Source organism: Micromonospora sp. NPDC047740, from assembly GCF_043204735.1.
In the GTDB taxonomy this organism is placed as follows: Bacteria; Actinomycetota; Actinomycetes; order Mycobacteriales; family Micromonosporaceae; genus Micromonospora.
The window spans coordinates 101,325-121,970 of record NZ_JBIDCT010000005.1; the positions used below are offsets into that span (position 1 = coordinate 101,325).

At 73.0% G+C, this 20,646-nt stretch carries 17 protein-coding genes; 9 read left to right on the forward strand and 8 right to left on the reverse strand.

The window, feature by feature from the left end:
* Positions 1-30: 30 nt before the first annotated feature.
* The 8 genes from ACGF4F_RS11510 to ACGF4F_RS11545 all read right to left on the reverse strand — a co-directional run bounded on the left by ACGF4F_RS11510 (position 31) and on the right by ACGF4F_RS11545 (position 10,936).
* Entirely contained in the window at positions 31-1,152 is a 1,122-nt protein-coding gene (locus ACGF4F_RS11510) for an acetate kinase (RefSeq protein WP_357439948.1), read from the reverse strand.
* Positions 1,149-3,221 (reverse strand): phosphate acetyltransferase, encoded by a 2,073-nt coding sequence (gene pta / locus ACGF4F_RS11515; RefSeq protein WP_357439951.1) that lies wholly within the window; start codon positions 3,219-3,221, stop codon positions 1,149-1,151. The genes ACGF4F_RS11510 and pta overlap by 4 nt, the downstream gene beginning before the upstream one ends.
* A gap of 71 nt (positions 3,222-3,292) precedes the next feature.
* Complete coding sequence (locus ACGF4F_RS11520; protein WP_357439954.1) at positions 3,293-4,000, reverse strand: DUF998 domain-containing protein; 708 nt, start codon at positions 3,998-4,000, stop codon at positions 3,293-3,295.
* Positions 4,001-4,101: 101 nt separating this feature from the next.
* Complete coding sequence (locus ACGF4F_RS11525; RefSeq protein WP_357440187.1) at positions 4,102-4,281, reverse strand: DUF6104 family protein; 180 nt, start codon at positions 4,279-4,281, stop codon at positions 4,102-4,104.
* A gap of 90 nt (positions 4,282-4,371) precedes the next feature.
* Complete coding sequence (locus ACGF4F_RS11530) at positions 4,372-8,115, reverse strand: multifunctional oxoglutarate decarboxylase/oxoglutarate dehydrogenase thiamine pyrophosphate-binding subunit/dihydrolipoyllysine-residue succinyltransferase subunit (protein WP_357439956.1); 3,744 nt, start codon at positions 8,113-8,115, stop codon at positions 4,372-4,374.
* Positions 8,116-8,372: 257 nt separating this feature from the next.
* Positions 8,373-9,185 carry an ABC transporter permease gene (locus ACGF4F_RS11535; RefSeq protein ID WP_357439958.1) on the reverse strand — a complete coding sequence of 271 codons (813 nt, stop codon included), beginning with the start codon at positions 9,183-9,185 and terminating at the stop codon, positions 8,373-8,375.
* Positions 9,182-10,120, reverse strand: coding sequence for an ABC transporter ATP-binding protein (locus ACGF4F_RS11540; RefSeq protein ID WP_357439961.1), 939 nt, complete (start codon positions 10,118-10,120; stop codon positions 9,182-9,184). The genes ACGF4F_RS11535 and ACGF4F_RS11540 overlap by 4 nt, the downstream gene beginning before the upstream one ends.
* 159 nt (positions 10,121-10,279) lie before the next feature.
* Positions 10,280-10,936: a hypothetical protein gene (locus ACGF4F_RS11545; protein ID WP_357439962.1), complete on the reverse strand. Its 657-nt coding sequence runs from the start codon at positions 10,934-10,936 to the stop codon at positions 10,280-10,282.
* 253 nt (positions 10,937-11,189) lie between these two features.
* Between ACGF4F_RS11545 and ACGF4F_RS11550 the strand changes: the two genes are divergently transcribed.
* The 9 genes from ACGF4F_RS11550 to ACGF4F_RS11590 all read left to right on the forward strand — a co-directional run bounded on the left by ACGF4F_RS11550 (position 11,190) and on the right by ACGF4F_RS11590 (position 20,610).
* Complete coding sequence (locus ACGF4F_RS11550) at positions 11,190-12,023, forward strand: GNAT family N-acyltransferase (protein ID WP_357439965.1); 834 nt, start codon at positions 11,190-11,192, stop codon at positions 12,021-12,023.
* Entirely contained in the window at positions 12,020-13,024 is a 1,005-nt protein-coding gene (locus ACGF4F_RS11555) for a lysophospholipid acyltransferase family protein (RefSeq protein ID WP_357439968.1), read from the forward strand. Before ACGF4F_RS11550 ends, ACGF4F_RS11555 begins: the two co-directional genes overlap by 4 nt.
* Before the next feature lie 101 nt (positions 13,025-13,125).
* The gene (locus ACGF4F_RS11560; RefSeq protein ID WP_357439971.1) at positions 13,126-13,962 is read left to right on the forward strand and encodes a DUF4097 family beta strand repeat-containing protein; all 837 of its coding nucleotides are present in this window, start codon (positions 13,126-13,128) and stop codon (positions 13,960-13,962) included.
* Entirely contained in the window at positions 13,959-14,576 is a 618-nt protein-coding gene (locus ACGF4F_RS11565; RefSeq protein WP_357439974.1) for a PadR family transcriptional regulator, read from the forward strand. Before ACGF4F_RS11560 ends, ACGF4F_RS11565 begins: the two co-directional genes overlap by 4 nt.
* Positions 14,577-14,659: 83 nt before the next feature.
* On the forward strand, positions 14,660-15,361 hold the full coding sequence (locus ACGF4F_RS11570; RefSeq protein WP_357439976.1) for a response regulator transcription factor: 702 nt from the start codon (positions 14,660-14,662) through the stop codon (positions 15,359-15,361).
* Entirely contained in the window at positions 15,358-16,914 is a 1,557-nt protein-coding gene (locus tag ACGF4F_RS11575) for an ATP-binding protein (protein ID WP_357439979.1), read from the forward strand. Before ACGF4F_RS11570 ends, ACGF4F_RS11575 begins: the two co-directional genes overlap by 4 nt.
* A gap of 62 nt (positions 16,915-16,976) precedes the next feature.
* Complete coding sequence (locus ACGF4F_RS11580) at positions 16,977-18,593, forward strand: trypsin-like peptidase domain-containing protein (RefSeq protein WP_357439982.1); 1,617 nt, start codon at positions 16,977-16,979, stop codon at positions 18,591-18,593.
* Between the two features lie 162 nt (positions 18,594-18,755).
* Positions 18,756-19,427, forward strand: coding sequence for a BON domain-containing protein (locus ACGF4F_RS11585; RefSeq protein ID WP_393076939.1), 672 nt, complete (start codon positions 18,756-18,758; stop codon positions 19,425-19,427).
* Between the two features lie 70 nt (positions 19,428-19,497).
* A complete protein-coding gene (locus tag ACGF4F_RS11590; RefSeq protein ID WP_393076942.1) occupies positions 19,498-20,610 on the forward strand; it encodes a glycosyltransferase family 4 protein in 1,113 nt (370 codons plus the stop codon).
* The last annotated feature ends 36 nt before the right edge of the window (positions 20,611-20,646 follow it).

Below are 20,646 nucleotides of genomic sequence, written 5' to 3' on the forward strand. Positions count from 1 at the left end.
AGCGAAAAGACGGGCAGCCAGCCGGCCGCCTCAGCCGCGCGAGCCGAGCACGTCCCGGGTCTCCCGGGCGATCTCCCGCTCCTCGTCCGTCCGGATCACGCAGACGGTGACCTCGGCCCCGTCGGGGGAGATCACCCGGTCGCCGGTGCCGTCGTTGCGGGCCGGCTCGACGGCGATCCCCAGCCGGTCCAGCCCGGCCAGCGCGGCGGCGCGGACCGGCGAGGCGTGCTCGCCGACCCCCGCGGTGAAGGTGACCGCGTCCACCCGTCCGAGCAGCGCGTAGTACGCGCCGACGTACCCGGTGATCCGGCGGCAGTAGACGTCGAAGGCGAGGGCGGCGGCGGGATCCCCGGCGTCTCGGCGGGCCAGCACCTCGCGCATGTCGTTGGCCCCGGCCAGGCCGAGCAGGCCGCTGCGGTGGTTGAGCAGGTCGTCGATCTCGTCCACACCCATCCCCGCTTCGCGGCGCAGGTGGAAGATGACCGTCGGGTCGAGGTCCCCGCTGCGGGTACCCATGACCAGGCCCTCCAGCGGTGACAGGCCCATCGAGGTGGCCACGCTCCGCCCGCCCCGGACGGCGCAGGCGCTCGCCCCGTTGCCCAGGTGCAGGGTGATCGTGTTCAGCTCCGCGTAGGGCCGGTCCAGCAGTTCGGCGGTGCGCCGGGAGACGTACGAGTGCGAGGTGCCGTGGAAGCCGTACCGGCGGACGCCGTACCGCTCGGCGGTGTCCCGGTCGATCGCGTAGGTGGCGGCGGCGTCCGGCAGCGTGTGGTGGAACGCGGTGTCGAAGACGGCGACCTGCGGGGTGTCCGGCAGCACCTCCCGGGCCACCCGGATGCCGGCCAGGTTGACCGGGTTGTGCAGCGGGGCGAGCGGCACCAGGTCCTCGATGGCGGCGAGGACCGGGTCGTCGATCAGCGTCGGCTCGCTGAACCGCCGGCCGCCGTGCACCACCCGGTGCCCGACCGCGGCCAGCCCGTCGAGGTCGAGCCGGTCGATGATCTCCCGTACCGCGCTCGCGTGGTCGGGCGGCCCGCCGCCCGGCTCACCCACCCGCTCGATCTTGCCCTTGTCCCGGACCTCCTCGCCGTCGTACAGCCGGTACTTGACCGACGAGGACCCACAGTTGAGCACCAGCACCCGATCGGTCACGCGACCCCCTCCGACGACGCGGCGGCCTGGATGGCGGTGATGGCCACGGTGTTGACGATGTCCGGCACGGTGGCACCCCGGGACAGGTCGTTCACCGGCCGCCGCAGGCCCTGCATGACCGGGCCGACCGCCACCGCTCCGGCCGAGCGCTGCACCGCCTTGTACGTGTTGTTGCCGGTGTTCAGGTCCGGGAAGACGAACACGGTCGCCCGGCCCGCCACCGGGCTGTCCGGCAGCTTGGTGGCCGCGACCTGCGGGTCGATGGCCGCGTCGTACTGGATCGGGCCCGCGACCAGCAGCTCCGGCCGGCGCTCCCGGACCAGCTTGGTGGCCGCCGCGACCTTCTCCACGTCCGCCCCGAAGCCGGAGTCGCCGGTCGAGTACGACAGCATCGCCACCCGGGGCTCGATGCCGAACCGGGCCGCCGTGTCGGCCGAGGAGATGGCGATGTCGGCGAGCTGGATGGCGTCCGGATCCGGGTTGACCGCGCAGTCGCCGTACACCAGCACCCGGTCGGCCAGCAGCATGAAGAAGACGCTGGAGGCGACGGAGACGCCCGGCACGGTCCGGATGATCTCGAAGACCGGCCGGATGGTCGCCGCGGTGGTGTGGGTGGCGCCGGAGACCATGCCGTCGGCACGCCCGGAGTGCACCATCATCGTGCCGAAGTAGTTGGGCTGCGCCACGATGTCCTGGGCCAGCTCGGGCGTGACGCCCCGGTGCGTGCGGAGCCGCGCGTACTCGGCGGCGAACTCGTCCCGCCACTCGCTGGCGACCGGGTCGACCACCTGCGCGCCGCCGATGTCGACGCCCAGCTCGCGGGTGCGCCGGGCGACCTCCGCCGGCCGGCCGAGCAGGGTCAGGTCGGCGACGCCCCGGTGCAGCAGGATCTCCGCCGCGCGCAGGATGCGCTCCTCGGTGCCCTCCGGCAGCACCAGCCGCCGGCGTTGCCCCCGGGCCCGGTCGATCAGGTCGTTCTCGAACATCAGCGGGGTGACCCGCGTGGAGCGGCTGACCCGGAGCCGTCGGGCCAGGTCGACCGTGTCCACGCAGCGTTCGAAGGCGCCGAGCGCCGCCTCCACCTTGCGGGGGTTGGCCACGCTGGGCCGGCCCTCGATCCGGCTGGACGCCTCGACCGTGGCGTAGCTGTCGCTGGGCACCGACAGCACGGCCAGCCCGGTGTTCAGCCGCTCGACCAGCCGCATCGCCCGCGGGTCGGGCTGCTCGCCGAGGGTGAGCACCAGCCCGGCCAGCGAGACCTGCCCGGCCACGTGCGCGGCGCCCGCCGCCACCAGCAGGTCGGCCCGGTCGCCGGGGGTGATCACCAGCGCGCCGTCGGTCAGGTGGTCCAGCAGGATGGGCACGTGCGCCGCGCCCACCACGTAGTCGAGCACGTCGCGGTCCAGCGCGGCGTCGTCCCCGGCGAGCAGGGTGGCGCCGAGCGCCGCCGCCACCTCGGCCACCGTCGGCGCCGACACGGCCGGCACCTCCGGGATCGCGTACGCGGGGACGGGCAGGTCGGGCAGGGTCATCGGCCCGGGCACCCGGTTGGCGACCACCGCCAGCACGGTCGCCCCCAGGTCCACCAGGTCGTGGTACGCCCCGCGTACCGCCGCCGCGACCGCCTCGGGCGGCTGGCCGAACCCGTCGACCACGGGCACCACGACGCTGCCGAACTCGGTGGCCAGCCGGGCGTTGAACGCCAGCTCGCGCGGGCCGGCGCCGTCCCCGTCGGCGAAGTCGCTGCCCACCACGACGACTGCGGGGCAGCGCCGCTCCACCGCACGGTAGCGGGCGACGATCCGGGAGATCAGCTCCTCCCGCCGGCCGTCCGCGACCAGCGCGGTGGCCTCGGCGTACGTCGAGCCGTGCAGCGCGTCGATCGGCAGCTCCACCCGGTAGCGCTCGGTGAGCAGGGCCAGGATCTGGTCGGGGCTCTGGCCCGCGACCAGCGGCCGGAACGCGCCGATCCGCTCGACCTGCCGGGACAGCAGCTCCGCCAGCCCGAGCGCGACGGTCGACTTGCCCCCGCCCGAGCCCACGCTGGTCAGGTACACGCTGCGTGCCACGACCTCACGCTACAAGATCGTGGTGGCCCCCGCCCGGGTCCTTGTGCCCGGGGCCGACGGCCCCTTCCCGCTCAGGACGAGGTTGGCGCGGCCGGCTGGGGGTCCTGGCGGACGTCGCTCTCGTCGATGGACTCCGCGGCCCGGAACAGCGCGTCGCTCTTCGCCACCCAGGCGGCCCCGAAGGCGAACACGGCGACCGTCTCGCACCACAGCACCGGCTTGAGCGTGTGCCGCAGGTCCGCGGGCAGTCGGGTGCTCGCCAGCGCGAACGTGATCGCCAGCAGGATGAGCCCGCCGCAGAGGCGGTGGAACCGGACGGCCGACCGGGACGGCGGGACCCCGACCCGGTCCGGGCGGGTGAACAGGAAGAGACAGAAGACCGCGAGGAGCAGAAAGAGCCCGGCGGCGGCGATCTGGTGCACCACGCCGACCGTTCGATCGCTGTGGCTGGTGGTGCCGGCCGGCGCACCCACGGTGGTGGGAAAGAGCGCCACCGCGATCGCCAGGACCCCGGCGACGCTGCCCAGCGCGTCGTCCGGCCGGCGGTACCGGTAGGCGATCAGGAACACCCCGACGGCGCACAACGAGCCGACGAAGACGTCGCGCATCTCGGTGTGGTAGTAGGCGCTGAGCGAGTCGAGCAGGGTGAGCCGGCGGGCCACGACCAGGTGACCGACCACCAGCACGACTGGCAGTGCGATGCCGACGGATCCGATGCCGAGACGCAGGTGGCGTACGGTCACCGCGTCCTGCGGCGGTTTGCGGAGTTCGGGATCCATCTCCGCCTCCCTGGCGTCGGGCGGGGCGTGGGTCCTCGGCGGACCCTGCGCGCTGCTCTCCAGTGGACGCCAGGGAACGGCCCACCGTCAATGCGTCACGGTCAGTCCTCGTCCTCGTCGTCCAGCCGGGCCAGCCAGGTGGCGAAGCGCTCGATCGGGGTCTCGAACTCCGGGTTCAGGTCGACGAAGTCGCGCAGCCGTTCGCCCAGCCACTCCATGCTGACCTGCTCGTCGCCCCGGCGCTCGACCAGTTCCTCGATGCCGCGGTCGGTGAAGTACATGATCCGTCCTCTCACAAGAAAAGGGTCGCCACGCGACCGGGGCAGCGGCCGTCGTACGGTCGCTGCCCCGGTGCTGGCGGTGCGGTCAGGTCACGGGCGGGGGAGGGCCGCCTCGATCAGCGCGCCCTGCTCCACCTCGTGCATCTTCGCCGAGCCGACCGCCGGGGCGGCGGCGGCCGGGCGGGAGATGCGGCGCAGCCGGACGCCGTCCAGGTGCTCCAGCAGGTTGAGCGCGACGAACGACCAGGCACCCTGGTTGGCCGGCTCCTCCTGGACCCAGGCGAAGTCCTCGGCGTTCGGGTACTGCGCCAGCGCGGCCCGGATCTCCTCGACCGGCAGCGGGTAGAGCTGCTCCATCCGGATGATCGCGGTGTCCGTGACGCCCCGCTCCTGCCGGGCCTGGAACAGGTCGTAGTAGACCTTGCCCGAGCAGAGCAGCACCCGCTTCACCTGCTCGGGCGCCGGGGCGGCGGTGTCCCGCAGGACCGGCTGGAAGGTGCCCGTGGTGAAGTCCTCCACCGGCGACACGCAGAGCTTGTGCCGCAGCAGCGACTTCGGCGTGAACACCACGAGCGGCTTCCGCTTCGGCGAGAGGGCCTGGCGGCGCAGCAGGTGGAAGTAGCTCGCCGGGGTGCTCGGGATGGCCACCCGCATGTTGTCCTCGGCGCACAGCTGGAGGAACCGCTCCGGGCGGCCGGAGGTGTGGTCCGGGCCCTGGCCCTCGTGGCCGTGCGGCAGCAGCAGGGTCACTGCGGAGCGCTGGCCCCACTTCACCTCGCCGGAGGAGACGAACTCGTCGATCACCGACTGGGCGCCGTTGACGAAGTCACCGAACTGGGCCTCCCAGCAGACCAGCGCGTTGACGTTCTCCACCGAGTAGCCGTACTCGAAGCCCATCGCGGCGTACTCGGACAGCAGCGAGTCGTGCACGAAGAAGCGGGACCGCTCGCCGTCGCCGGTGAGCGACTTCAGCGGCAGGTAGTCGTCGCCGGTCTTCGAGTCGACGATCGAGGCGTGCCGCTGGACGAAGGTGCCGCGGCGCGAGTCCTGCCCGGCGAGCCGGACGGTGACCCCGTCGTGCAGCAGCGAGCCGAACGCGATGATCTCGCCGAAGCCCCAGTCGATGCCACCCTCGACCGCCATCCGGGCCCGCCGGTCCAGCAGCTGCTGGATCCGCTTGTGCGGGGTGAAGCCCTCCGGCAGGTTGACGTGCGCCTCGCCGATCGCCTTGACGACGGCCGCGCCGGTCGCGGTCTCGACCTGCGGCTCCGGCTCCACCAGCCGGGGCGGCCGACTGAGCTGCCGCGGCGTGGTGGCGGCGTCGCGGGTGGCCTTGAAGACCCGCTCCAGCTGCGCCTGGTAGTCGCGCAGCAGTTCCTCCGCGTCCTCCACGGTGATGTCACCCCGCCCGATGAGCTCCTCGGTGTAGAGCTTCCGGACCGACCGCTTCGAGTCGATGATCTGGTACATCTGCGGGTTGGACATCGACGGGTCGTCGCCCTCGTTGTGCCCGCGCCGGCGGTAGCAGACCATGTCGATCACGACGTCCTTGTTGAACGCCTGGCGGTATTCGAAGGCGAGCCGGGCCACCCGGACGACGGCCTCGGGGTCGTCGCCGTTGACGTGGAAGATCGGCGCCTGGATCATCCGGGCCACGTCGGTGCTGTAGAGGCTGGACCGGCTGTATTCCGGGGCGGTGGTGAAGCCGACCTGGTTGTTCACCACCACGTGCACGGTGCCGCCGGTGCGGTAGCCGCGCAGCTGGGACAGGTTCAGCGTCTCGGCGACGACGCCCTGACCGGCGAACGCGGCGTCACCGTGCACCGCCAGCGGCAGCACGGTGTAGCCCTCCAGCTTGAGGTCTATCCGGTCCTGCTTGGCCCGGACGATGCCCTCCAGCACCGGGTCCACGGCCTCCAGGTGCGACGGGTTCGCCACCACCGAGACCTTGACCGCGTGCCCGCCGTCCGGGGTGGTGAACTTGCCGTTCTGGCCGAGGTGGTACTTCACGTCGCCCGAGCCCTGCGTGGAGCGCGGGTCGAGGTGCCCCTCGAACTCGGAGAAGATCTTCTCGTACGGCTTGCCGACGATGTTGGCCAGCACGTTGAGCCGGCCGCGGTGGGCCATGCCGATGACGACCTCGTCCAGCCCGGCCTCGGCGGAGCACTCCAGCACCTCGCCGAGGAGCGGGATCAGCGACTCGCCGCCCTCCAGCGAGAAGCGCTTCTGGCCGACGTACTTGGTCTGCAGGAAGGTCTCGAACGCCTCGGCCGCGTTGAGCCGGTTGAGCACGTGCTTCTGCTCGTCCGGGGTCGGCTTCTCGTACTTGCGCTCGACCCGCTCCTGGAGCCAGCGCCGCTCCTCCGGGTCCTGGATGTGCATGTACTCGATGCCGAGCCGGCGGCAGTACGAGTCGCGCAGCACGCCGAGGATCGAGCGCAGCTTCATCCGCTGCTTGCCGGCGAACCCGTTGACCGGGAACACCCGGTCGAGGTCCCACAGGGTCAGCCCGTGCTGGAGGACGTCCAGGTCCGGGTGCTTGCGGATCTTGAACTCCAGCGGGTCGGTGTCGGCCATCAGGTGGCCGCGCACCCGGTACGCGTGGATCAGCTCGTGCACCCGCGCGGTCTTGTTGATCTGGCCCTCGCTGTCGACGGCCACGTCCCGCACCCAGCGCACCGGCTCGTACGGGATGCGCAGCGAGGTGAAGATCTCGTCGTAGAAGCCGAGCTCGCCGAGCAGCAGCTCGTGCATCACCTTGAGGAACTCGCCGGACTGGGCGCCCTGGATGATCCGGTGGTCATAGGTGCTGGTCAGCGTGATGATCTTGCTGACCGCCAGCTCGGCCAGGGTCGCCTCGCTCATGCCCTGGTAGGGCGCCGGGTATTCCATGGCGCCGACGCCGATGATGGCGCTCTGCCCCTGCATCAGGCGCGGGATCGAGTGGACCGTGCCGATGCCGCCCGGGTTGGTCAGCGAGATGGTCGTGCCGGCGTAGTCCTCCATGGTCAGCTCGTTGCGGCGGGCGCGCCGGACCACGTCCTCGTACGCCTGCCAGAACTGACGGAAGTCCATCTGCTCGCAGGCCTTGATGGAGGGCACCACCAGGTTGCGGGAGCCGTCCGGCTTGGCCAGGTCGATGGCGATGCCGAGGTTGACGTGCTCCGGTCGGACCATCGCCGGCTTGCCGTCGACCTCGGCGTAGGAGTTGTTCATCTCCGGGTGCTCGATCAGCGCCCGGACCAGCGCGTACCCGATCAGGTGGGTGAAGCTCACCTTGCCGCCGCGGCCGCGGGCCAGGTGGTTGTTGATCACGATGCGGTTGTCGACCAGCAGCTTCGCCGGGACCGCGCGCACGCTGGTGGCGGTCGGCACGGCCAGCGAGGCGTCCATGTTCTGCACGATCTTGGCGGCCACCCCGCGCAGCGGGGTGGTGCCGGCGGCGCTCACGGTCGGGGCCTTGGCGGCCGGCTTGGCCGGGGCGGCCTTGGCGGCCGGCGCGGGCTTGGCGGCGGCAGGCTTGGCGGGGGCCGGGGCGGCCTTGGCCGCGGCGGCCGGCTTCGCGGCGGGCCGCTCGGCGGCCGGCCGCTGGGTCACCGTGGCCACCGCCTCCTGCTGCTCGGCGGGTTCCGGCGTCGCGGCCGGCTTGGCCTGGCCGTCGGGGCGCGCAGTGGCGGCGCCGGGGGCCGGCTTGTAGTCGGCGAAGAAGTCGTGCCAGGCCGAGTCCACGCTCGAGGGGTCGGAGAGGTAGCGCTGGTACATCTCCTCGACGATCCACTCATTCGGGCCGAAACCCGCCAGTGGGTTCTCCTGCGAAGTCTGCTGGGTCGACACGGCCGCTGATCGCCTCTTTCACGCGGGTTCGTAAGGTCACGCGGTGTCATCCCGGGCCCGAATCCGGGCACGGAAGACGGCTCCCAGGCTACGCCGTACGAATGGCGTAGGCATTCTCGCCTCCGGCTGGTGTTCCGTTTCACAGAAGATGCCAGAAGTTTGGCAAACGCTGCGTATCCCACCGACTCCTGATATGCGACGAACGGCCCCGGTCGGTGACGCCTGGTCACCCACCGGGGCCGTTCCCCGGATCCGGCTCAGGCGATGTCCCGCCGCCGGGTGATCAGGACGCCGCTGACCCCGCTGACCAGGGCGTAGCCGACCAGCACCAGGGCACCCACCCACCATGCGGGAGTGAACTGGCTGGGTTGCCCGCTGATCATCACCTGGGAGGCGACGGCCGGCCAGACGACCTGCCACTTGATCACGGCCTCGTTGTCGAGCCAGTTGGAGACCAGGAAGAAGAGCAGCTGCACGATCTGGGTGCCGACCAGGTAGAGCACCGCTGCGGTGATCACCGCGCCGAGCTGGTTGGGGATCAGCGTCCCGATGCCCACCCCGAGGCTGGTCCAGATCGCGTACGCCAGCAGGTTGAGCAGCAGAGCGCGCTGCACCTCCCACTCGCCGAGCTGGGTGCCGTGGCCGTCCAGGGACAGGAAGGTCGCCCCGGCGAGCAGGTCGAGCACCGTGGTGGCCAGCCAGAAGCCGAAGCCGAGCAGCGACGCCGCGCCGAGCTTGGCGAGGATCACCGAGGTGCGGCGTGGCGTGGTGAGGAACGTGGTGGTCGCCGTCTGGTGGAAGAACTCGTTGGTGACCATCAGGATGCCGATGAGCATCACGAAGAGCAGTCCGAGGTACTGGCCGGAGGTGTAGACGTTTGCCGCCTGCGCCGCTGCGGTCGCCTGTTCGCCGGTGACCCCGATCTCCTCGCCCCGGCCGCTCAGCGTGGTGTGCGCGAGCCAGGCGTTCACCGCGAAGGCCACCGCGGTGGCGAGAAACGCCCCGATCCCCAGCAACCACCAGGTGCTGGTCGTACGGATCTTGAGCAGCTCGGATCGGACCAGGTTCATCGGATCTCCGCCTTTCCGGCCGTCAGTTCGAGGAAGACCCCCTCCAGGTCGGGGCGCTCGGTGGTCAGCTCGTGCAGCTCCACCTTGGCGGCCAGGGCCACCCGGCCCACGGTCGGCGCGTCCACCCCGGTGACCAGCAGTCCGCCCTGGCCGTCGGCGTCCACCGTGGCCGACTGCTCGCGCAGCGCCGCGGTCAGCTCCTCGGCCTGCGGGGTGCGTACCCGCACCCGCGCGCCGTGGGTCATCGAGCCGATCACCTGATCCACCGGCCCCTGTCGGATGAGCCGGCCGGCCGCGATGATCACCACGTCGTCGGCGAGCAGCTGCATCTCGGAGAGCAGGTGGCTGGAGACCAGCACGGTCCGGCCCTCGGCGGCCAGCCCCTTAAGGAAGCCGCGCATCCAGCGGATCCCCTCCGGGTCGAGGCCGTTGGCTGGCTCGTCGAGGATCAGCACCTGTGGGTTGCCGAGCATCGCGGCGGCGATCCCGAGTCGCTGCTTCATGCCCAGCGAGTAGCCCTTGAACTTGCGTTTCGCCGCCGGGGTGAGTCCGACCAGCGCGAGCGCCTCGTCGGCCCGGTGCCGGGGCAGGCCGGCCGCGGCGCAGATCACCCGCAGGTGGTTGATCCCGGTGCGGCCCTTGTGCGCGCTGGACGCTTCCAGCACCGCGCCCACCGAGCGCAGCGGGTCGGCCAGGTTGGCGTACCGCTGGCCGCCGATGGTGGCCTCGCCGGCGGTCGGCGTGACCAGGTTGAGCAGCATGCGCAGGGTGGTCGTCTTGCCGGCGCCGTTCGGGCCGAGGAAGCCGGTCACCCGCCCCGGCTCGACGGTGAAGGACAGATTGTCGACCGCCCGGACGTTCTTGTACTGCTTCGTCAGTCCGGACACCACGATCTGGCCGGTCCCGGTGCTGGGGCTCCACTGCCCGTCGGACATCGTTCTCCTCTCCTGGCACGGCGCGCGGGCGCGCCGGTGGGGACGCCGTTGCGGGGGCGCCGTGGCACAGCCTGGCAACCCCGTGCAAGCCGGTCAATCAGGCGCGATGCGTACGGCCTCCTCCCTCGGGGGCAGGAGGCGATCATCCCCAGGGATGAGTCAGGCCGGTGGCAGGGCGATCCAGGTGGCGCGGGCGTACCCGAGCAGGGCGCCGTCCGGGCCGTAGAGGCTGGAGTGGACTTCGGCCTTGCGGCCCTCCCCGCCGACCATCGCCCCGGTCACCACGCATTCGTCGCCGGGACGCGGCAGCGCCGCGACCACCGCCGCGATCCGCCCCAGGACGTACGGGCGGCCCGGCGCGATCACCGCCCAGCCGCCGGGGCAGTCCAGCGCTGCCCAGACCGTCGCGGGCACCACCTCGGCCGGGGCCCGGAACGGCGCCGCGGTCCGGCCGTCCGGCAACCGGCCGGGGAAGATCCGGAGCCCGTCCTGGTTCTCCGGGCCGCAGACGTAGCAGCCGGGGAAGGGGTGCTCCACCAACCCCGGGTACGCCTTCGCGGCGGCCGCCGCGGTGGGCCGGTCCACCGGCGGGACCACGGCGGTGAACTCCTCGACCCGGCGTACCTGCGCGATCACCTGGCCGTCCGGGGCGCGTACCTCGCCGTCCACCGCGGCCAGCGGGGTCTCCAGCGGAGGTGGCTTGCGCAGGGTGACCTCCACCGGCCCCCGGTCGTCGACCGCCGCCGCGAAGACCCCGGCACTCCAGCCGCCGTTGCCCGAACCGGCCGGCCCGTGGAAGCGGGACTCAATGATCATCCAATTCCTCCAACCCTGCCCCAGCCCCCGCCCGCAGGCCCCTGGCCCACCCCGCCCCGGCCAGCCTCCCACGCCGCCCCACCCGCCCCACCGCCACATCCCGTCGATCATGAGGTTGGCGGTCACGAACCGGACGAAACGTGCGGCCAACGCCATGATCGGTGCGGCTGGTGGCAGGCGGTGGGCTGGCGTTCACCGGATCGACACCCTTCGTCCCCGGGGGTGGCAACCCGGGCCCCTTACACAGGTAGCCATGGCTGTTCTGCACGCCGCTGGCGCACCCCTCACGACCAGCGGATACACCCTGCTGATCGCCGACGACCCGGCGCTGGTCGCGGCCGCCCAACGCCTCCGTCACGAGGTGTTCGCCACCGAACTCGGCGCGACCCTGCAGCCGGGGGCCGCCGGACTCGACACCGACGAGTACGACGCCCACTGCGACCACCTGGTCGTGCTGCGGGAGGGCACCGACGAGGTGATCGGCACGTACCGCCTGCTGCCGCCCGGCCGCACGGACCGCCGGTACGCCGAGGGCGAGTTCGACCTGACCGCGCTCGCCCCGCTCCGGGACGACCTGGTCGAGGCGGGCCGCTCCTGCGTACACCCGGACCACCGCTCCGGCGCCGTGATCAACCTGATGTGGGCCGGCATCGCCCGCTACCTGCACCTGCGCGGGTCGCGCTGGCTCGGCGGCTGCGCCTCGGTGCCGGTGGCCGACGGCGGTACGGCGGTCGCCGAGGTCTGGGCCCAGGCCACCGCCCGCCACCTCGCCCCGCCGCCGCTGCGGGTCGCGCCCCGCCGTCCGTGGTTCGCCGAGGCGCCGGCCGCCGTCGACCCGGCCACCCTGACGGCCGAGGGCTCCAGGTCGCAGCGCGGCGACAGGCGCGCCGAGCTGGAGTTGTCGCCGGCCGAGCGCCACGCGCTGGTCCCGCCGCTGCTCCGCGGATACCTGCGGCTCGGCGCCTGGATCTGCGGCGAGCCGGCGTACGACCCGGACTTCGACTGCGCCGACTTCTACGTACTGCTCTCGCTGGACCGGATGAACCCCCGCTACCTGCGCCACTTCCTGGGCGGGGGGATCTCGTGACCGCCGCGGAGCTGTGGCGGCCGACCTCGGGCTGCGGGTCGTGGTGCCTGCCCGCCGCCACCGGGTCCACCGTGTCGCGCCCGCGCCGGGTGGCCCGGCTGTTCGGCGTGGTCGGGATGCTCCTGGCCGGGGTCGGGCTGGCCGTGCTGCTGCCGGTGCTGCCCGCCCGGGATCGCCAGGCCGCGCTGCGCGGCTGGGCCCGGGGGACGCTGCGCGCCCTCGGCGTGCGGCTGGTGGTCCGCGGCCGGGCGCCGCGCCGGCCGGCTCTGCTGGTCGCCAACCACGTCTCCTGGCTGGACATCCTCGCGGTGCTCGCGGTGGCCCCGGCCCGGATGCTCGCCAAGCGGGAGGTCCGGGACTGGCCGGTGGTGGGCCCGCTGGCCGCCGCGGCCGGCGCGGTCTTCGTGGACCGGTCGCGACCGCGCGACCTGCCCGCCACCGTCGGCCGGGTGGCCGCCGCGCTGCGCGCCGGGACTCCGGTGGCGGTCTTCCCCGAGGGCACGACCTGGTGCGGCGAGGCCGCCGACTGCCGGCCGCGGGGCGGGTTCCGGCCGGCCATGTTCCAGGCCGCCGTGGACGCCGACGCGCCGATCGTCCCGCTCCGCATCGACTACCGGTACGCCGGCGACCCGACCACCCTGGCCGCGTTCCTCGGCGAGGAGACGCTCTGGGCCTCGGTGTGCCGGGTGCTCGCCGCCCGGGACCTGACCGTGTCGGTGGTGGTGGCCGCCGCGTTGCACCCAGCCCAGGACGCGGACCGGCGGCTGCTGGCCCGCGCCGCCGAGTCGGTGGTCCACCTGACGCCGGCCCGGCCGGTGGCCCTCGGCCGGCCCGCCCCGTTGGGTGGCCTCCTGCCGGCGCCCGTCGGAGCGGCGGCGCTGCCCGGCCGCGGTCTCGCGGTGCCGGCCGGACCCGGTCTCGCCGCCCGGGCCGGGGCGGCCGTGGTGGCGGCCGGCGCGGGGCTCGACGCCCGGGAGGTGGCGCTGGACCGGGCTGCCTGACACAGTCGCGACACTATCTTGTTCAGTCGCGATGTATCGCGTTATGCTCCTCCTGTCGCTCGACGTGCCGCGGGTCGGCACGTCACCGAGGGGAGGACACCATGGCCAGCTGGACGGTCGACAGCCCGCAGCGGCTCACCCTGGACGGGCCGGTCACCCGGCTCGACGTACGGCTGGTCACCGGCCGGCTCAACGTGGTCGCCACCGACGGTCCGGCCCGGATCGACGTCACCCGGGTCAGCCGCCGGCCGGTCATCGTGGAGCACCGCGACGGTCGGCTGTTCGTCGGGCACGAGCGACACCCGCGTTGGCCCGGGTTCCTCTGGTGGCTCGGCCAGCTCGGCCGCCGGTTCCGGGCCGAGGTCTCCGTCGCCGTACCGGCCGACGTGCTGGCCGACCTGCGGCTGGTGGACGGCTCGCTGGTCGCCTCCGGCCTGCGCCGGGACACCCAGGTCGACGTCACCTCCGGCCAGATCACCCTGATGGGGCTGCGTGGCCGGACCACCGCCAAGGTCACCTCCGGCCCGGTGGAGGCGCTCGGCGTCGCCGGCGACCTCTCCCTGGAGACGGTCTCCGGCGAGGTGATCCTCGCCGAGAGCGCACCCGGCCGGGTGCACGCGCACACCGTCTCCGGCTCGATCACCTGCGACCTGGACAACCCCCGGGGCAGCGAGATCCGGCTCAGCGCGATCTCCGGCAGCATCACCGTCCGGGTCCGCGAGGACAGCGACCTCACCGTCGACCTGCACACCGTCTCCGGCCGGATCACCAGTGGCTTCCCGCAGGTGCGCGGCCGCGGCGGGCTCGGCGCGATGAAGGACAGCCACGGGGTGCTGGGCACGGGCGGCGGTAAGCTCTGGGCGTCCGCGACCTCCGGCAGCATCGCCCTGCTCGCCCGGCCCGTCGAGGACGCCGACGACCTGGAGGAGCTGCCGTGACCGCCGTGTTCAGTCACGGGCGGCTCCGGCTCTACCTGCTCAAGCTCCTCGACGACGGCCCGAAGCACGGCTACGAGCTGATCCGCCTGCTGGAGGACCGCTTCCTCGGCCTCTACGCGCCCAGCGCCGGCACCATCTACCCCCGCCTGCAACGGCTGGAGGTCGAAGGGCTGGTCACCCACACCGCCGCGGGCGGCCGGAAGGTGTACGAGATCACCGAGGCGGGTCGCGCCGAGCTGCGGCAGCGCGCCGACGAGCTGGCCGCCCTGGAATCGGACATCAGCGCCTCCGTCGAGGACCTCTCCGCCCTGGCCGGCGAGATCCGCACCGAGGTGCGCGGCTCGGTGCGCGACCTCAAGCGGGAGCTGCGCGAGGCGACCCGGCAGACCCGGCGCACGCACTGGGAGCCGCCGCCCACCCGGCCCGCCGCCGACGGTGGCCCGCGCGCGCCCGGCGAGTCGCCGCTGCTCGCCGAGTTCGACCAGCGGCTGGCGGAGTTCACCGTCGAGGTCGGCGCGCTGGTCCGCGCCGGGCGGCTCACCGACACCCAGCTGCGGACGGCGATCCGGCTGCTCGACGGTGCACTGGACGGGCTGCGCCGGCTGCTCCGCTGAGCCGTCACCGGGGCGGGTCGGCTCACAGGTTGTTTCCAGCATCCACCCAGCACCGCCGCAGGCAGAGCGCGGATGATGGGGGCATGGTGGCTACCCAGACCGAGGCCCGACTGCTGGTCGTCGAGGATGATCCCAACATCCTCGAACTGCTCTCCGCGAGCCTGCGCTTCGCGGGCTTCGACGTCGCCACCGCGACCAGCGGCAGCGCTGCGCTGAACGCCGCCAAGGACCACCGGCCCGACCTGGTCGTGCTCGACGTGATGCTGCCCGACCTGGACGGCTTCGAGGTGATCCGGATGCTCCGCGAGGGCGGCACGCGTACCCCGGTGGTCTTCCTGACCGCCCGGGACGCGACCGACGACAAGATCCGGGGGCTGACTCTGGGCGGCGACGACTACGTCACCAAGCCGTTCAGCCTGGAGGAGCTGACCGCCCGGATCCGGGCCGTGCTGCGGCGTACCGCCACGGGCGAGCACGCCCCCTCCCGGCTCACCTTCGCCGACCTGGAGTTGGACGAGGAGACCCACGAGGTGCACCGGGCCGGCCAGCGGGTGCAGCTCTCGCCGACCGAGTTCAAGCTGCTGCGCTACCTGATGCTCAACGCCAACCGGGTGCTCTCCAAGGCGCAGATCCTCGACCACGTCTGGAACTACGACTTCCGGGGCGACGACAACATCGTCGAGTCCTACATCTCCTACCTGCGGCGCAAGGTCGACAACACCGAGCCCCGGCTCATCCACACCCTGCGCGGGGTCGGCTACGTGCTGCGTAAGCCGGCGGCGTGAACCTCGTCCACGACGCGAAGGGCCAGCTTCGGGCCGTCCCGTTGCGGGTCAAGCTGGTCGCCGCGGTCCTGGCCCTGGTCGCCGCCGCGCTTCTCGTGATCAGCTCGCTCACCGCCTACTTCCTCCGCGACTACCTCATCGGGCAGGTGGACGACCAGCTCAGCGGCGGCGCGGCCGGCGTGGCCCAGGCGCTGGAACGGGCCGGCGGGAACCCGGTGAAAGTCGGCATCCCCTCGGATTATGTGGCTTCCAGGGCCATTCCCGGGGAAGTTCTGGCCGAACCCGTGCGCTATGACGGGCTTAGCCCGGAGGAGCTGCCGTCCTTCCCCACGGACTACGCCGGCTTTCAGGCCAAGGTAGGTGACCCGTTCACCGTCCGCTCGATCGATGGCCGGACGCGCTGGCGGATGCTCTACACGGATGTCGGCGACGGTCAGGTCATTGCCTTCGGGCAGCACCTCACGGCCGTCGACCGGGCCGTCAAGCAGCTGATCTGGATCGACCTGCTGGTCGGTGGATCGGTGCTGATCATTCTGGCGTCGGTGGGTGCGGGGATCGTGCGTACCAGTCTCAAGCCGCTCGTGGAGATCGAGCGGACCGCGGCGGCCATCGCCGGCGGTGACCTGACCCGACGGGTGCCGGACCCGGAGGAGGGCCGGGCCGTGCCGACCTCGGAGCTGGGCCGGCTGTCCCGGGCGCTGAACGCGATGCTCGCCCAGATCGAGGCCGCCTTCACGGCCCGGGCCGCGTCCGAGGCGGCGGCGCGCAGTGCCGAGGTGAGCGCCCGGGACGCCGCCGCGGCGGCGCAGGCGTCCGAGGCGCGGGCCCGCCGCTCCGAGGAGCGGATGCGGCAGTTCATCGCGGACGCCTCGCACGAGCTGCGTACCCCGCTGACCACCATCCGGGGCTTCGCCGAGCTGTACCGGCAGGGCGCGGCCCGCCAGCCCGAGGAGACGGCCGGCCTGCTGCGCCGGATCGAGGACGAGGCGGCCCGGATGGGGCTGCTGGTGGAGGACCTGCTGCTGCTCGCCCGGATGGACCGGGAGCGGCCGATCGCCCTCGCCCCGGTCGAGCTGCCGGTGCTGGCCTCCGACGCGGTGCAGGCGGCCCGGGCGGTGGACCCGGAGCGCCGGATCGAGCTGGAGATCGAGCCCGGTGCCGGCCCGCTCGTGGTGCTGGGCGACGACGCCCGGCTGCGGCAGGTGATCGGCAACCTGATGACCAACGCGCTCACCCACACCCCGACGGACGCCTCGGTGACGCTGCGGCTGCGCGTCGAGCCGGGCAACCTGGCCGTGGCGGAGGTGGCGGACACCGGTCCGGGGCTCACCCCGGAGCAGGCCGAGCGGGTGTTCGAGCGGTTCTACCGGGTGGACGCGGCGCGGACCCGCCGGGCCGGCGGGCCGATCAGCACCGGGCTCGGGCTGGCCATCGTCGCCGCGCTGGTGGCGGCGCACCACGGCACGGTCGAGGTGGCCGAGACGCCGGGCGGCGGGGCCACCTTCCGGGTGAAGCTGCCGCTGCTGCCGCAGTCACCCGAGTCCGGCGAGTGACTTTCAGAGAACATTCAGGCACGTTCCAGGCTGGTCGCAGTGCCAGGGGGGAAGGTGGATCCATGACCGACCACGAGACCGATCCGCAGCGGTCGCCGGCTCCCGCCGACGCCGAGCCGTCGCACCCCACCGCCGAGCTGCCCCGTGCCGAGAGCGGGCACCCGGACTCCACCGTCACCCCGGCCGCCGCGCCGGTTCCGGCCGACTCCCCGGCCGCCGGAACCCTGGCCGCCGCCGACGCCGGTCGCTCCGACGCGCCGGCCGCCGACGCCGGTCGCTCTGACGGGCCGACCGTCGACGCCGGTCGTCTCGGCGCACCGGCTGCCGACGCTGGTCGTTTTGACGCGTCGGCCGCCGACGCCGGTCGCTTCGAGGCGCCGGCCGCCCCCGCCAGCCCGTACGCGCCGTCGTACCCCACCTCCGGGCAGCCGCAGCAGCCCAGCCCGTGGGCCGGGGGGCAGCAGCAGGTCGGCTGGTCCGCCGGGGCGCACCAGGGCGGCCCGGCCTACCCGCCGCACATGACCGGGCCGGTTCCCCCATATCAGCAGCACCAGCCGTACCCGGGTGCGCAGCCGCACCAGGCCGGCCAGCCGGGCCTGCCGTGGGGCGCGCCCCAGCCGGCGCCGCGACCGAGCCGGGCCGGGAAGTTCATCGGTGCCGCCGCCCTGGGCCTGGCGCTGATGCTCGGCTCCGGGGTGGCCGGCGGGGCGCTCGCGCTCGCCCTGAATGACGGGAACACGATCACCCGTACCTACTCGGCCGCGCCCGTGATCAACAGCGCCGACCTGCCGAAGATCGCGGCCTCCGTCCAGGACAGTATCGTCACGATCATGACGGGCAGCGGTGAGGGCTCCGGGGTGATCCTCAGCGCCGACGGGTACGTGCTGACCAACAACCACGTGGTCGCCTCCGCCAGTGGCGACACGGTGAAGGTGGTCTTCGCCGACGGCAAGAACGCACAGGCGAAGATCGTCGGCACCGACCCGAAGACCGACCTCGCGGTGGTCAAGGCCAGCGGAGTCAGCGACCTGAAGGCGGCCAAGTTCGGCGACAGCGACGCCATGCAGGTCGGTGACCAGGTGCTCGCCCTGGGCAGCCCCCTCGGCCTCCAGGGTTCGGTGACCGCCGGCATCCTGAGCGCCCGCGACCGCACCATCCAGGCCGGCGAGGGCGGCCAGCAGATGGACCCGCGGCAGGGCGCCAGCTCGATCTCCGGCCTGCTGCAGACCGACGCCCCGATCAACCCGGGCAACTCCGGCGGCGCGCTGGTCAACACCCGGGGCGAGGTGATCGGCATCAACACCGCCATCGCCACCGCCGGGCAGGGCAGCAACGGCAACATCGGTGTCGGCTTCGCCATCCCGAGCAACAAGGCCAAGGATGTCGCCGAGAAGCTCCAGCGCGGCGAGAAGGTCAGCCACCCGTCGCTCGGCGTCAGCGTGAACGCCGCCGAGGCCGGTGGCGCGATGGTCGCCTCGGTCACCCCGGGCAGCGCGGCCGAGAAGGCCGGGATCCAGCGGGGTGACGTGATCACCAAGTTCGGCGACAAGGTGATCAACGACTCGAACGACCTGGTCGGCGCCGTCCAGGCGGGCAAGGTCGGCGACCGCGTCCAGGTGGAGTTCAAGCGCAACGGTTCGACGCAGAACGCAACCGTGACGCTCGCCGAGTCGTCCTAACCAACAGACCTGCCTCCTCCGCGGGCGGCGGGTGCCGGAGTCAAGGGGGTTGGCTCCGTCACCCGCCGCCCATTTTCCTGCGCTCACCCGCCCCGGGTGAGCCGGGCTCACCCCGTCCGGCGGCACCCTCGACGCACCGGGAACCGCACGGGAGGGGACGTCATGACGACCACCACCGCCGTCCGTACCGACCAGGAGATCCAGCGGGACGTGCTCGCGGAGCTGGACTGGGACGCGCAGACCCAGCCGACCGAGATCGGCGTGACCGTCGCTGACGGGGTGGTGACGCTCACCGGTCACGTGGACAGCTACGCCCGGCGCTGGGCGGCGGAGCGCTGCGCGCACCGGGTACGCGGGGTCCGGGCGGTCGCCAGCGACCTCGAGGTACGGCTGCCCGCCGCGGAGGAGCGTACCGACGCCGACATCGCCATCGCGGCCAGCCGGGCGCTGGAGTGGGACAGCTTCGTCCCCGCCGACCGGCTGGACGTGACCGTCGCCAACGGCTGGGTCATGCTCCGTGGCGAGGTGGAGTACGGCTTCCAGCGGCGCACCGCCGAGCGGGAACTGCGCCGGCTGCGTGGCGTACGCGGGGTCACCAACCTGATCGAGGTCCGTCCGCCGGCCCCGTCCAGCGACGAGCAGAACCGGCGGGACCTGCAACGGGTGCTGCTCCGACGGACCGGCACGGAACGGATCAGGGTCGGGGTCACCGGGGACACCGTGGTGCTCGACGGGGTGGTCCGCTCCTGGTGGCAGCGGGAGGAGGCGGAACGCGCGGCGTGGACCATGCCCGGCGTACGCGAGGTGCACGACCGGATCGTGGTGGCCGCCTGAGCCCGTTTGCCGCCGATCGGGGTGGGAAAGCGACGCCGATCACGGATGCCAGGGACCATCGGGAGGACTCGTGGCCGTGAATCATCAGCCGGACCTGGCCCGGGGGCGGCCGTTGCGGATCGCGATGGTGGTGCCGCCGTGGCTGTCGCTGCCGCCACCCGGCTACGGCGGCGTGGAGCAGGTGGTGACCGGGCTGGTGAACGGCCTGGTCGACCAGGGGCACCGGGTCACCGTCTTCGGCGCCGGCCGGGACCACGGCACCGCCGCCGAGTTCGTCTCCACCTGCGAGGACCTCCAGTACGACCGGCTGGGCGAGTCGCTGCCCGAACTTGCCCACCTCGCTCAGGTCAACCGCCTGGTGGACCCGGCGGACTTCGACGTCGTCCACGACCACACCACGATCGGCCCGCTGGTCGCCGGCCGGCGGTCGGTGCCCACTGTGGCCACCGTGCACGGCAACCCGGTGGGGGAGTTCGGCACCATGCTCGGCATCGTCGACGAGGGGGTGGGCCTGGTGGCGATCTCGCACGCGCAGCGCCGGGCGAACCCGGGACTGCCCTGGGTGGGCACGGTGCACAACGCGATGCCGCTGCGGGACTTCCCGCGCAAGCGGACCCCGGGCGAGGGGCCGGTGCTGTGGCTGGCCCGGTTCAGCCCGGACAAGGGGCCCGACGTGGCGATTCGCGCCTGCCGGACGGCCGGGCTGCCGCTCACCCTGGCCGGCAAGTGCAACGAGCCGGCCGAACGCCGCTACTTCGAGCAGGTGGTGGAGCCGCTGCTGGACGACGACATCAGTCTGGTGCTGAACGCCGACCGGGAGGCCACCCTGCAACTGCTGCTGGACGCCCGCTGCCTGGTCATGCCGATCCAGTGGGAGGAGCCGTTCGGCATGGCCATGCTGGAGGCGATGGCGACCGGTACGCCGGTGGTGGCGCTGCGCCGGGGCGCGGTGCCGGAACTGGTCCGGCCCGGGCTGACCGGGCTGCTCTGCGAACACCCCGACGAGCTGCCGGCGGCGCTGCGCGACTCGATCCGGCTGGACCCGACCGACTGTGTGGCGCACGTCGCGGAGAACTTCTCGGCGGAGCGGATGGCGCTCGGCTACGAGTCGGTGTACCGCCGGTTCATCGCCGCCGCCGGGCGGACCGGCCAGCCGGAGGCCGCTCGGGTCGCCGCGGGATGACCGGTCGGTCGGCGGCGAGCGGCCCCGCACCCGCCC

Excerpts from the sequence above, each read along its gene's own strand:
- ACGF4F_RS11520 (WP_357439954.1), bottom strand. The coding sequence starts at position 4,000 with ATGGATCCCGAACTCCGCAAACCGCCGCAGGACGCGGTGACCGTACGC.
- ACGF4F_RS11525 (WP_357440187.1), bottom strand. The coding sequence starts at position 4,281 with ATGTACTTCACCGACCGCGGCATCGAGGAACTGGTCGAGCGCCGGGGC.
- ACGF4F_RS11535 (WP_357439958.1), bottom strand. The coding sequence starts at position 9,185 with ATGAACCTGGTCCGATCCGAGCTGCTCAAGATCCGTACGACCAGCACC.
- ACGF4F_RS11540 (WP_357439961.1), bottom strand. The coding sequence starts at position 10,120 with ATGTCCGACGGGCAGTGGAGCCCCAGCACCGGGACCGGCCAGATCGTG.
- ACGF4F_RS11545 (WP_357439962.1), bottom strand. The coding sequence starts at position 10,936 with ATGATCATTGAGTCCCGCTTCCACGGGCCGGCCGGTTCGGGCAACGGC.
- ACGF4F_RS11550 (WP_357439965.1), top strand. The coding sequence starts at position 11,190 with ATGGCTGTTCTGCACGCCGCTGGCGCACCCCTCACGACCAGCGGATAC.
- ACGF4F_RS11560 (WP_357439971.1), top strand. The coding sequence starts at position 13,126 with ATGGCCAGCTGGACGGTCGACAGCCCGCAGCGGCTCACCCTGGACGGG.
- ACGF4F_RS11570 (WP_357439976.1), top strand. The coding sequence starts at position 14,660 with ATGGTGGCTACCCAGACCGAGGCCCGACTGCTGGTCGTCGAGGATGAT.
- ACGF4F_RS11580 (WP_357439982.1), top strand. The coding sequence starts at position 16,977 with ATGACCGACCACGAGACCGATCCGCAGCGGTCGCCGGCTCCCGCCGAC.
- ACGF4F_RS11585 (WP_393076939.1), top strand. The coding sequence starts at position 18,756 with ATGACGACCACCACCGCCGTCCGTACCGACCAGGAGATCCAGCGGGAC.